This window comes from Pseudoalteromonas atlantica, assembly GCF_043641955.1.
Classification (GTDB): Bacteria; Pseudomonadota; Gammaproteobacteria; order Enterobacterales; family Alteromonadaceae; genus Pseudoalteromonas; species Pseudoalteromonas atlantica_A.
The window spans coordinates 15,600-28,483 of sequence record NZ_JBHZRV010000013.1 but is presented as its reverse complement, the minus strand read 5'-3'; the positions used below and the strand labels follow the sequence as shown (position 1 = coordinate 28,483).

Here is a 12,884-nt window from a genome sequence, read left to right as displayed (position 1 = left end):
CCACCGTGAAAGGTTTAAGTGATTTATTCATAAAGAGGCTCAGAGAACGCCACGTTTAAGAGTTGGATGTAAATAAAATGATTTATGTTTTCTCATTTACTCTCATTGTGTTCTCTTTGTGCAAAAAGATCTAATAATGTTAATTAGCTTCGAAGCACGAAGCTTTTAAATAAATTTACAAAATAATTACTCGCTTCCACGTTTACTGTGCAAGCGTACTTGCACAGTAAACTAAGCCATGCTTTAATTGGCACGCAAAAAATAACAGCAAATTTCAAAAAAACTAAGCTGAAAGTTTTAGAATTTTATAATATTTGGGAATAAACAATGGCGCTAAGCTGTAAAACACTTGTAGCATCACTTACTTTGCTCACAATGACAGGTTGTACAATCATCCCCGGTAGCCATTTCGAAGGAATCGAATCGGGAGAGCAAACTAAAAATCTTGAACAAGACCTCGAAAGAGTAAACATTCAAATAATTGATTCAGCTTTAATAAACCAAAAAAAGCAGGCTCAAACCAAATCGTCTCCGCGTTCAAGTTACGATGGCTTAAATACTAGCGATTACCAATACAAACTAGGTGTAGGCGATGTGCTTACCATTGGTGTATGGGACCACCCTGAGTTAACAATTCCCGCAGCTGTTCAACGTACCGCTGAATTTGACGGCTTTCGTGTACAAGCCGATGGCACAATTACTTATGCCTATGCCCCAAATATTCAAGCAGCAGGAAAAACAGTTCAACAACTACACAGTGAATTAGTAAAGCGCTTAAGCCGTGTAATAGAAGACCCACAAATAGATGTTAAAATAGTCGGTTTTAGAAGCCAAAAAGCCTATGTAACAGGCGAGGTTACTAAACCAGGCGTTTATCCTGTAACAGAAATACCACTTACTTTAGTAGATGCATTAAACCAAGCTGGTGGCTTAACAGAAGCTGCTGACTGGCGTACAGTTACTTTTACCCGCGGTAATAAAACCGAAGTAATAAAACTAAATGATTTTTATGCCAAGGGTGACATTTCACAAAACCGTTTGTTACAACATGGCGATATAGTGCATGTAAACCGCAACGACTTACAAAATGTATTTGTGTTAGGCGATGTAAAGAAAGCCGGTTCAGTTGAAGTTAACCGTTATGGCTTAAACCTAGCTGAAGCACTCGCAAACTCTGGTGGCCTTAACGAAAATACCGCAGATGCCAATGGGGTGTTTGTACTACGTAAGCGTGATTTAGAACGTGATGGTGTTATTGCTGATGTTTACCAATTACATGCAAAAAATGTGGCTGCATTGGTACTAGCTGAGCAATTTGAATTACAACCGCATGATATTGTTTATGTAACTTCTGCGCCACTTGCTCGTTGGAACCGCGTAATAAGCTTATTATTACCCTCTATCGCAACAGTTGATTCAATCGACGATTTAGCTGCGACTAACTAAGGGGTTATATGTTTGATTCAATTTTAGTGGTGTGTGCGGGTAATATTTGCCGCAGCCCAACTGCCGAGTATGTACTTAAAAGTAAGCTTGAAGGCAAAAATATAATTGTCTCGTCAGCAGGCTTAACGGCACTTGAAGGTAAATCAGCCGATGCAACAGCAAAGCAAATTGCTGCACCGCACGGTATCAATATGGATGCACACCAAGGTCGTCAGCTTAATTCTAGTCTCGTCGTGCAAAATAGTGTTATTTTAGTGATGGAACAACGCCATTTAACTGACCTGTGTAGCCGCTACCCAGAAGCACGCGGAAAAACATTTTTGCTCGGTAAATGGTTGGGCGATAAAGAAATACCCGATCCATATAGGCAAAGTTTAGAAGCGTTTGAACACGTTTACGATTTAATCGATAGCGCGTGTAGCGCTTGGCAAAAGTATTTATAAGGATAGGCTAGTACATGAATGCTCAGCCCACTGCAATAGCAGCAAATAAGCAAAACCGAACAAACGAACAAACTCCAAGTCAAGAAATCGACTTAATGGCACTATTAGGTGCACTGCTTGACCGTAAATTTTTTATAATCGCACTCACCGCTTTGTTTATGTTTATAGGCGTGGTGTACGCGGTGTTATCAACCCCTATATATCAAGCCACCGCGATGATACAGGTTGAAGAAAACGGCGGCTCAGTCCCTGGGTTTGATGACATGGCAGGTATGTTTGAAAGCACCTCTGCCGCAGTGACAGAGATTGAGCTTTTAAAATCACGCTCAATCATAGGTGAGGCCGTTGATACGCTAAAGCTAGATATTACAGTGGAGCCGAAACTATATCCGTTTATTGGTGGCCGCGCATTCCGTAAATTTACGCCAATGAACGAGGGCGATTTAGCTGAGCAAAGCTTTGGTGCAAGCTCGTACGCATGGGGTGGCGAAACTATTAATGTATTTAGGTTTGATGTACCAAAATCTGCAATTGGTATCGATTTCACATTAGTAGCACAAGAAAATAATAGCATCGCTTTATTAAACGGTGATGGTGAGCAAATATTAGCAGGTAAAGTAGGGCAAGACCTCACTAATGGTGAGTTTAACTTAACAGTACGCAGTATCAATGCACGTGCTGGCACTGAGTTTATAATTACTCGCAAAGACCGTTTAAATACTATTTTAGATTTACAAGCGGCTGTCGGCGCTAGCGAAAAAGGGCAGGATTCTGGTATTATTAACCTTAGTTTACAAAGTGCCCAGCCACATTACGCAAAAAAAGTACTGGATAAAGTTGCTAGTATTTATGTGCGCCGCAATGTTGAGCGTAATAGCGCAGAAGCTAAAAAGTCACTCGATTTTTTAGAGGTGCAACTCCCTGAAATTAAAAAACAGCTTGAATACGCTGAAGAGCGATTTAACGAGTACCAAATTAAGCGCCAATCAATCAATATTACCCTTGAAACTCAAGGTGTACTTGAGCAAGTTGTTGAGCTTGAAACAAAACTACAAGAGCTTGAACTTAAACGCCTTGAAATGAGTCGTAAATTTAAAGAAAGCCACCCAACTTACCAAGGCGTGCTTGAGCAAATTGAAGCGGTTGAAAAACAAAAGCAAGTATTAGTTGGCGAAGTAGGTAACTTACCAGAAACGCAACAAGAGTTACTGCGCTTAAAGCGTGATGTTGAAGTAAGTAACGAAATTTATACTCTGCTCCTTGCTAAAACCCAAGAGTTAGATATTGTACGTGCCGGTACAGTTGGTAATGTACGTATAATTGACTATGCAGAAGTGAATACCTCAAAGCCAGTTAAACCTAAAAAAGCTCTGGCTGTGGTAATGGCAACCATGTTAGGTGGTATGCTGGCTATTGCAATAGTACTCATACAAAAAGCCATGCATAAAGGGGTTGAAAACCCTAACGAGATTGAGGCAATTGGCCTGCCTGTATATGCCAGCGTACCTTACTCAGATTACCAAGATAAACTCACTGGCTTTAGTAAAGCCCGTAAAGCTAAAAATAAACCAAAATCAATATTAGCACTGGATAACCCGGCTGACTTATCAATAGAAGCACTGCGTAGTTTACGTACCAGTCTGCATTTTGCGATGATGGAAGCGAAAAATAACTTAATAGCTATATCAGGCCCAAGCCCAGGTGTTGGTAAATCGTTTATATCGGTTAACTTGGCCTCGGTACTCGCGCAAAGCGGTAAAAAGGTGTTAATAATCGATGCCGATATGCGTAAAGGCTACTTGCAAACTCAGTTTGGTATCAAGTGGGACGATGGCCTAAGTGATTACTTATCAGGTCGTTTAAACCTTGCTCAAGTGACTAAACCAACTCAGGTTGAAGGGTTGAACGTAATTACCCGCGGCCAAATACCGCCAAATCCTTCAGAGCTGTTAATGCACAGTAACTTTAGCAAGCTTGTGGAAGAGGTAAGCGCCGAGTACGACTTAGTAATCATAGATACGCCACCTATTTTAGCAGTAACAGACCCTGCAATTGTCAGCGCCCATACGGGTACTACATTACTTGTTACACGTTTTGGCCAAAACCATATTAAAGAAATAGAGCTAACAAGAGCCCGCTTTGAGCAAAATGGCACGGATGTAAAAGGCGTAGTATTTAACGGTGTAGTTAAAAAAGCCAGTAACGCTTACGGTTATTACGGATACTATAATTATGAATACAAGTCAAAAAATTAAGTGGTTGAGTGTTATTTAGTAGAGTATTAATTAAATGTTTTTTGGGAAGGTAAATGAAAAAATTAATTGTAGATCTTGATGGGACTATTACACTTGCAAACACTTCGGATTACAAAAATGTTTTGCCAAATACTCATTTAATAGAGCGTTTAAAAGAGTATAAGGACGCGGGTTTTCAAATAGTAATATCTACAGCAAGGAATATGCGCACTTATAAGGGGAATCTCGGAGAGATTAATATAAATACTCTTCCAACAATTTTAGATTGGTTGAATCAACACGATGTACCTTATGATGAGGTCCTGATCGGTAAGCCTTGGTGCGGCTTTGAGGGATTTTATATAGATGATAGGGCTATAAGACCATCTGAGTTCAATAGCATGTCAATAGATGAAATTTACACTTTGTTAGATAAGGAAAAGCAATGTTCTTAATCATGTCAGCTGCATATGTTGATCATGAACTTCAATCTGAATTTGGTAGAATACCACCAAGCTTTTTGCCATTAGGAAATCGAAGGCTATTTCAGCATCAGGTAAAACTGGCCCCTAAAAACTCTAAAATTTATATATCTGTTCCCGACAGTTTTAACATTTCTTATACCGACAAGGAATGGCTAAAGTCTAAAGATGTATCAGTTTTAAATATCCCTTCAGGCCTTAGTTTAGGGGAGTCATTAATTGCATCACTCAATCTGTCAAGCCATTCTTTTGATTCTCCGTTACATATTTTATTTGGCGATACGTTGTTTCTTCAACTTCCGGTAGGAGAGAACATTATTGGGTTGTCTGAAGCTGAAGGGCATTATAATTGGGCTTCATCTTTTAATGAAAATTTAGATTGGATTAGAGAGAAAAGTAAATCAGGTGAGTTTGATTCTGTTGTCAATGGATACTTCAAAATTAGCTCTCCTCGAGAGCTAATAAGATGTATTACGAAAGCAAAGTGGAACATGTATGCTGGATTCAGTATTTACAATAAAAAAATAGGTATTCAGCCAATACAAATGAGTGGTTGGTTAGATTTTGGGCATGTTAATACTTACTATAGGTCTAAAGCTAGTTTTACAACGCAGCGTGCATTCAATGAACTTAAAATAACTCAAGATTGGATTGAAAAGAAGAGTATTAAAAATGATAAAATAGAAGCTGAGGCAAATTGGTTTGCTCAAGTTCCAAGTTCATTGGCTCTTTTTACACCACAATATCTAGGCAGTGAAGAAAAAGAAGGTCAAAGTTCATATAAGCTAGAATACCTATATCAGACCGCATTAAATGAATTGCTTGTATTTAGTAGTTTACCAGAGCACGTTTGGGAGAGGATACTCCGAAAATGCATTAGCTTTCTAAATATTTGTAAAGCGGAACAGATTAAGGAAGGATGCTCTGGAAGCTCGTTAATGCAGCTTTTTGGTCATAAAACAGCAGCTCGTATATCTGAGTATTGTGATTTAGAAGGTATCAGCAAGGATAGTATATGGTCTTTCAATAAATCTTATAGGGCTTCTATAAATGAAATAATTACTCATAGTGAGAAGTACTTGCCTAACTCGGCAGTAGCAGAGCCAATGACAATTATGCACGGAGATTTCTGTTTTAGTAATATCTTATATGACTTTCGGACTAATAGAATAAAAGTTATTGATCCGCGAGGAATGAATTTATGCGGAGAAAAAACTATATATGGGGATGTCAGGTATGATATTGCCAAATTAAGTCACTCAATTCTAGGTTTATACGACTATATAATTGCTGGTTATTATAAAGTAGGGTTAGAAGGTCAAAACATATTTTTGAAAATAGATACTGATGATGAACAATATAATCTACAAAGAAAGTATGTAAAACTCATAGAGCAGGAGTTTGGCCTGTCAGAGGTGAACTTAATTGCAATGCAAATTCAATTGTTTTTATCTATGCTACCTTTACATTCAGATGATAAAGCTAGACAAAATGCACTTTTTGCTAATGTTTTCCGACTATACGGAATTTTGAAGGGGTTGTTAAAATGATAGTTATACCAATGGCTGGACTTAGCTCTCGATTTTTTAATGCGGGTTATACAAAACCCAAATACATGCTTCAAGCTGCAGGGCTACCATTATTCGATTATGCTGTCGTAAGTTTTAGGCATTATTTTGAGAAAGAGCTTTTTTTATTTATTGTTCGTGATATTGATAATACAGTTGAATTTATAAAAGAACGAGTAGGTTTTTTAGGTATAAAGAAATATAAGGTAGTGGTTTTATCCCATGAAACACGCGGGCAAGCTGAGACAGTTGCAAAAGGTTTGCAAGAATATAATAACTCATCAACACCTATTACTATTTTTAATATAGATACTTTTAGGCCTAACTTCATTTATCCTAAACTAGAAAGTTTAGGGGATGGTTATTTGGAGGTGTTTATTGGGGAAGGGGATAATTGGTCTTTCGTACGCCCTATAGAAAACATATCGACAAAGATAGATCTTACAACAGAAAAAAAACCTATATCAGATTATTGTTGCACTGGACTTTATTACTTTAAATCATGTATTGATTATTTTGAAAGTTATAATAATTACCTTACTAAACCAACTACAGATTGGGAAAAAGGAGAGCTTTACATCGCTCCATTATATAATTACCTAATAAAAAAGGGTAAAAATATACACTATAATCTTATTGATAGAACTGATGTTGTATTTTGTGGAACGCCAGATGAGTACACCCAGTTCTTAGTTAGTCAAGAGCAAGGCCTAGAAAATGTTTGATGTTATAATACAGGGGCCTATTGATAACGATACTCTTGAAGAATTTTACAATGACATGGATTTTAATGTTATAGATAAAGTTATTTATAGTGACTGCAATAATGTTATAACTTTAAAAAAAGAAAAATTAAGAGTTTTAACTCATATTGATCCTGGACAAAATGTTGGCGATTATAAGAAACCTCTGAACATTAATCGGTTCTTAACAGGTATAAAAAACTCTTTAAGTGAGTCATCAACAGATAATGTTCTAATAGTTAGGAGTGACATTAAGTTTTCGTTAGAACTTCTTTTGAATAATCTTGACTATAATAAGCTTAACGTACTTGATGTGACTACAAAGAAGTTTTGGCTAAAACCAAAGTGGCAATATCATTTTTGCGACTGGCTGTACTTTGGTAAGAAATCTAAAATCGAAATGATGATCAACAGTACTGACTATAATATGTTGCCTGCAGTCTTTGATGATTCATTATACCCTTGTAGCCCCGAGTATATCTTAACGTATAATTATTTGAAGTCCAATAATCTGTTGAGCTCTAAAATCCTTAACAGTGTACACATTATCTTTTCTGAAGCAATTAATTTAAAATCTAAAAAAAAGGAATATAATGAAATTCCATTTGGTATAAATAAAGTATATGGTATCGAAAAAACTGATATAAAAAACATGGGACCAACAAACTGGACTAAATCAATTTTTTATTCGATTTTATTAAAGGTGAAAGCGAAAATAATATGTTAGTAAAAAGGGTGTTTTCTTCACTCGTTTATAAGCAACTATACTTTATAACAAGCCTTGTTATACTTGTTTCGCTTTTCAAGCTATTAGACCCTGAACAATATTTTTATTATGGAAGTCTATCAATAGTATTCCTTTTTTTAAGAAATGTAATAGATACAATAGCGATTCAACTGTACCTTAATTATAAAGTTGATTCATTCAAAAATAAGTTGATATTTTTTTTAGTTGTTCTAAACACTTTAATTTTGTTTGTTTTAGATTTAAGTATAGAGCACAAGCTACTTGGCTCAATTACCCTGATATTTAGTTATTATTTAGCGGGAAAGTGTGTCCCATATATTTGTTTTTTAAATGTCAATGCTGATTACAGGGGTTACAATATTGTAACTTCTGTGTCGGAAGCTCTTTCATTCTGCTTGTTTGTTGCTTTTAAAGAACAATTAATGTTTGCTATTCTTCTGAAAAATATTTCATATTTTGTATTTCAGTTATTACTTTATAAGGTATTTGTGAAAATTGATAATCTTAAGTTTCAAGCTATTGCGAACAAAGTTGTAGTAGAGTTTGGGCTCTTTTTTATTTTCAACTTTTTTTCAAAAAACCTTGATAAGATAATTGTCTCCTTACTATTTGGTAATATAGCATTTTCTTTATATGAGCGTTCAATGGCGCTTGTTCGTGCTGTTATATCTGTTTTTTCTTTTTCTATTGCTCCTGCTTTACTATTGAGTTTGAAAGAAATTGAAGATGGAAAGCTTACATGGCTGTATATTAAATATCAGCAAGTTTTGTTCATGTTTGCGTTGCTAGTATTGATCATATATAAGCTAACAATACCATATTTTATTTTGTATATAGGAAATGATTGGTCAGAAATAGTTATGTACTTAGATGGCCTGTTACTAGCTTTTCCAATAATGTTAATGATAGGAAATACGTCTCAATTTTACCTTAATCAGTCTGAAACCAGATTAAATTTGATCTCAGCAATATTAAGCTTTATGGCCGTAATGTTGTACATGTTACTTGCAAGCTATCTATTCAATGATTTTGAAGATGTAATTAAGTATCTTTTTATACCTTTCTTTATAAACCTGGTACAAGTTAACTATTTATATTTTATAAAAATTAGAAGAGAATCATACTTTCTTTTCATTCTTTCAATCACAATACAAACAATATACTTTATATTATGCTTAATCTAAAAAACGTTAAGAAGATTCTCGATAGTCTTTCACTTGATCTGCAAGCTGATAATGTAGAACAGTGGCCAAAGACAGAAAATGGTCCATATAGTGACCCTGAAACCCCATTACGAGTTTTATCACACTTATTGAAAATTAATTCCTACTTATATCAAAGTACTGGAGAAAACAAGTACGAAGCTAGAGCTAAGGGTTTGTTTTCTTTGGCAAAAATTATTACTGATGACTTTGCAGTTCTTGTCTTTAGGAATAAAGAGGGAAAAGACTCGTCTAATGGTTTGATTGGACCTGCTTGGTTATTAGAAGGATTGATACATGCGAATAAGAACTTTGGTGATGACGTATATCTAAATGCAGCAAAAAAAGTTTACTCTCAATTTCATTTTGATGAGCAGCATCGAGTTTGGTCTTTCCCAGAGAAAGGTGAATATATTCTTGATCCAACTTTTAACCATCAGCTTTGGTTTGCAACTCAGGGATTAAAACTTGGTTGTAAAAATTCTATATCCTTCTTAGAAAACTTCATTCCTAGGATAAAAATTAATAAAGGCGTCATTTTTCATCTAACACCACTAAGAACAGACGCTAGCATAGAAGGCCTACGTCAATATATACGTTTTTTAAAATATAAAAACTCACTTAATGAGAAGTCTGTAGCTTATAATGCCTTTAATTTATTAGCTTTGTCCGAATGCTACCTAGTTGATAAAAGTTTAAATGTCTGGAGTAACAATAATTTCAAAAAGCTTTTGAAGCTTGATATTAATAGCCAGTATTTTGATGTGTTAAAGAAATCAAAATATGGTCTTAGCTATAACCCACAAGCACCAGCATACATAACCTTTGGTAAGCTATTTCAAGACAAAATTAAAAATGACTACCTTAAACAGCATAAGGTATCTTTTTCCAAGTTATTAACACATGAAATAAATCCCAGTGATAATTTATTAAAAATAAGAAACTACGAGTATATTACCTTGCTGGAGATTTTAGATGTTTAAAATATCAATAATTATTCCTACATACCGTGATACCGATAGGACTATTAGACTGATTAAGAAGCTATTTCGGATAGAGTGGAGTGATAAAATTTTTGAGATCATTATTGTTGATAATAATAATAGTCCTGAAGTTTTTTTAACTATTGATGATAATAGACTAAAAGTATTGCATTGCGCAATTCCAGGATCTTATTGTGCCAGAAACTTCGGGGTCCAAAATGCTTCAGGTGATTATATGGTATTTACAGATTCGGATTGCGATCCTTCTGACGACTGGTTTAAAAATATATATGCAAGCCTTGTTAAGCATCAAGTCGATGTCATTGCAGGTGTGACAAAAATTTCGAAAGGTGACTCTACTAAATGGGCTTTTTTGTTTGAAAAGGTCATAGCTTTTAACTTCTGTAATATGAAAAAAAATAGAGTAGCAACGACTTCTAATTTGATCATTAAAAAAGAGTTGTTGTGTCAAGCCGGATTTAACGAGAAATCTTTTTCAGGGGGAGATATAGAGTGGACTGGTAATTACTCAAAGTTAAATTCTATTCATTACTCTGATGAAGTAATTGTCTATCATCCTGCTAGAAAGTCAATTATAGAAATTATTAATAAGGATGAAAGAGTTTATGGTGGTTTTTTTAAAAGAAAGAAAAAGTTACCACTTTTTTTTAGTAACTTTATTCTGCCTGTTACTCAATTTAAATTAATATTGAAGTCTAACGAAACAACATTTGATAAAGTGGGCTTGTTAGCCCTTGCGTGTTTTTTTAGAGCTTTAAGGTTCTACTATCATTTCAAGTTGCTATTTACAGGTGAGTTTAGAAGGTGATTCATCTATTCTTATTCATTGCGATAAACTTTGGTTTATTTGAGCTACAGGGCTTTTCGGTAAGAACCGTTGGGCTTGTTGGCTTGATTGTCGTTTGCTGTTTTAAGATCAAAAGTAATTACTTTTATTTTATAAATGCCTTTCTTTTTTCTATATTTTTAATTCTTTACTCGTATTTATATATATCAAATGAGATTCGCTTTACCAGTACTTTTTTGTTGCATACTCGTAACTTGATAGTGCTTTTTGTTTTTTTTGGGATGTTATACAAAAGTAATTTGGATTTCGCTGGTTTTCTTCATGCCTTATCTCTATTTATTGTTAGTTGCGCTTTTATTAACCTTCTTATTATTGCTTTTTATAAACAACCATGGGTTGTTATAGCTGAATATACAGGTACAAATGAAGAGTTTTTTGCTCACTTATACCATAGATTAATTCTCCCTTTTGGTACGCCTAATCAACTTGGCTTTGTTGCCGGTTTATTGATCCTTTATAATTTTTCACTGAAAAACGTTAAGATTTGTCTACTACTTTTCATTCCTCTTATGGGGGCGGCAAGTAATTCTTCTCTAATCCCGTTGACTTTAATATTTTTATTCTATTTCTTATATAAAATGATGAACCAAAAAAGGTTTGTAATAAAAAGGAATAACATTTTAACTCTTGGTATAATTTCATGTATTTCTTTTATAGCTTTTTTAGTATTTTTTGATGGAACATCCCCAGGTGGAGTGGGGGGGCGAAGTGCTGAAAATATGAATGAATCCATTGGCAGACATCTATTTTTACGTTTAAACACGCTTGAAGCAATTTCTCAATTTCCCTTACCTCAGTTCTTTTATGGTGTGGGCTTTGGAAATAGCCATCAGTATATTGGGGGTACCTATAGTTTTACCATCCCTTTAACAACTCTATTTGAGAGTGGTGTTTTCGGCCTATATTTTTATTATATACTACCTTTTTTATTTGTTTTAAAGTTTAGAAATATAAAATGGGTGAGCTTTATTATATTTTACGTCTTCATAGCATCATTGCTCTATCAGTTGAATAGTGATATTAGCTTTTATATTTTACCTTTAATTATCGCATACCAATTGCAAAGGAACTCTAATGAAAATAATCTATCTTTATAATCAGCTGGGTGCAGGGCCATTAATGATATCCTCATTATTAGTAAGCAACATTAAGCCAAATGAGCCATTTTTTATAATTGTAAATGAAAGACTGAAAAATGAGGGGAGGGCAAGTCATATTCGAGTTTTTAGGACATACGATAATTTAATTCTTCGTTTGGCCGTGAGGTTTTTTATTGAACTGTTTTATATTCCTCATATTGCAATAAAACACAAGTCCAAAGAATTATTAGCTTTTGGTAATTTTAATATGATACCATTTCCTTTAACTAAGCGAATCTTAATACACCATCCTTACTTGGTTGATGATTCAGCTTTAAAAAAATTACCCTTATTTCCTCGAACTATTGAAATGTTGAAAAGAGGATACTTTAAGGCGCAAACGTATATTTTCAGACACAACCAGTATGTTGCACAGACACAAGATTTTAAACGCCAGTTGGAATTAAAATATAACATAAATAACGTACTTCTTATTCCTAACCCTGTCACTGATAAAATATCTTTTCCTGTGAGTAGTGAATTTGAAAAAATTTTAACAAGTAGGCTTAATCGATTTGATGAACTGAATTTATTATATGTTAGCCGCTATTATCCGCATAAAAATCATTTGTTTTTAATTGAACTGGCAAAGCAAATAGAAAAGTTAGATTTAAATATTAAAATTAAGATTACTGTAGATACTAATGCTTTGCCACAAAAGATTATGACGGAAATTATACGAAGCGATATCTTAATTAATATCGGTGAGGTCGAACAGAAAGATCTTGCGAATGAATATCTACATAGCCATATCTGTATATTTCCATCTTTAACTGAAACCTTTGGCAATGGTTTAATCGAGGCTGCCAAGTTTGGTTTACCTACACTTGCTTTTGATCTTCCCTACGTTAAGGATGTGCTAGAACACAATGTTAAATCTATTCAGTCTGTTGACTCATGTATTGAAAGTCTTAAATTCTATGCGAGAAACCCCATGATTTATCAAAAAGAGTCAATAGACATTTATGAGTACTCTTCAAAATTTATCAATGTTAGCACGTGGAAAAATTTGTTATTAAATAAGTAGT

At 34.5% G+C, this 12,884-nt stretch carries 12 protein-coding genes; all 12 read left to right on the top strand.

Translation table 11 applies throughout. The annotated features are described in order from the left end of the window. Nucleotides 1–327 precede the first annotated feature (327 nt). From ACHUE3_RS18085 to ACHUE3_RS18030, 12 genes are read left to right on the top strand one after another with little or no spacing between them, the layout of a single operon-like run. Nucleotides 328–1,446, top strand: a complete 1,119-nt coding sequence (locus ACHUE3_RS18085; protein WP_394193715.1) for a polysaccharide export protein — start codon at nucleotides 328–330, stop codon at nucleotides 1,444–1,446. An 8-nt stretch (nucleotides 1,447–1,454) separates the two neighbouring features. After that, entirely contained in the window at nucleotides 1,455–1,889 is a 435-nt protein-coding gene (locus tag ACHUE3_RS18080) for a low molecular weight protein-tyrosine-phosphatase (RefSeq protein WP_394193714.1), read from the top strand. Nucleotides 1,890–1,903: 14 nt separating this feature from the next. Beyond that, nucleotides 1,904–4,144: a polysaccharide biosynthesis tyrosine autokinase gene (locus ACHUE3_RS18075; RefSeq protein WP_394193713.1), complete on the top strand. Its 2,241-nt coding sequence runs from the start codon at nucleotides 1,904–1,906 to the stop codon at nucleotides 4,142–4,144. A 53-nt stretch (nucleotides 4,145–4,197) separates the two neighbouring features. Next, nucleotides 4,198–4,578: an HAD hydrolase family protein gene (locus ACHUE3_RS18070; RefSeq protein WP_394193712.1), complete on the top strand. Its 381-nt coding sequence runs from the start codon at nucleotides 4,198–4,200 to the stop codon at nucleotides 4,576–4,578. Next, nucleotides 4,569–6,155 carry an aminoglycoside phosphotransferase family protein gene (locus ACHUE3_RS18065; RefSeq protein ID WP_394193711.1) on the top strand — a complete coding sequence of 529 codons (1,587 nt, stop codon included), beginning with the start codon at nucleotides 4,569–4,571 and terminating at the stop codon, nucleotides 6,153–6,155. Before ACHUE3_RS18070 ends, ACHUE3_RS18065 begins: the two co-directional genes overlap by 10 nt. Continuing rightward, entirely contained in the window at nucleotides 6,152–6,898 is a 747-nt protein-coding gene (locus ACHUE3_RS18060) for a glycosyltransferase family 2 protein (protein ID WP_394193710.1), read from the top strand. The genes ACHUE3_RS18065 and ACHUE3_RS18060 overlap by 4 nt, the downstream gene beginning before the upstream one ends. Beyond that, the gene (locus ACHUE3_RS18055; protein ID WP_394193709.1) at nucleotides 6,891–7,643 is read left to right on the top strand and encodes a hypothetical protein; all 753 of its coding nucleotides are present in this window, start codon (nucleotides 6,891–6,893) and stop codon (nucleotides 7,641–7,643) included. Before ACHUE3_RS18060 ends, ACHUE3_RS18055 begins: the two co-directional genes overlap by 8 nt. Then, nucleotides 7,637–8,848: a hypothetical protein gene (locus tag ACHUE3_RS18050; RefSeq protein WP_394193708.1), complete on the top strand. Its 1,212-nt coding sequence runs from the start codon at nucleotides 7,637–7,639 to the stop codon at nucleotides 8,846–8,848. The genes ACHUE3_RS18055 and ACHUE3_RS18050 overlap by 7 nt, the downstream gene beginning before the upstream one ends. Further along, complete coding sequence (locus ACHUE3_RS18045; RefSeq protein ID WP_394193707.1) at nucleotides 8,836–9,849, top strand: hypothetical protein; 1,014 nt, start codon at nucleotides 8,836–8,838, stop codon at nucleotides 9,847–9,849. Before ACHUE3_RS18050 ends, ACHUE3_RS18045 begins: the two co-directional genes overlap by 13 nt. Beyond that, nucleotides 9,842–10,678, top strand: coding sequence for a glycosyltransferase family 2 protein (locus ACHUE3_RS18040; RefSeq protein WP_394193706.1), 837 nt, complete (start codon nucleotides 9,842–9,844; stop codon nucleotides 10,676–10,678). Before ACHUE3_RS18045 ends, ACHUE3_RS18040 begins: the two co-directional genes overlap by 8 nt. Beyond that, nucleotides 10,675–11,814 carry a hypothetical protein gene (locus ACHUE3_RS18035; RefSeq protein ID WP_394193705.1) on the top strand — a complete coding sequence of 380 codons (1,140 nt, stop codon included), beginning with the start codon at nucleotides 10,675–10,677 and terminating at the stop codon, nucleotides 11,812–11,814. The genes ACHUE3_RS18040 and ACHUE3_RS18035 overlap by 4 nt, the downstream gene beginning before the upstream one ends. Then, nucleotides 11,792–12,883, top strand: a complete 1,092-nt coding sequence (locus ACHUE3_RS18030; RefSeq protein ID WP_394193704.1) for a glycosyltransferase family 4 protein — start codon at nucleotides 11,792–11,794, stop codon at nucleotides 12,881–12,883. The genes ACHUE3_RS18035 and ACHUE3_RS18030 overlap by 23 nt, the downstream gene beginning before the upstream one ends. Nucleotide 12,884 lies beyond the last annotated feature (1 nt).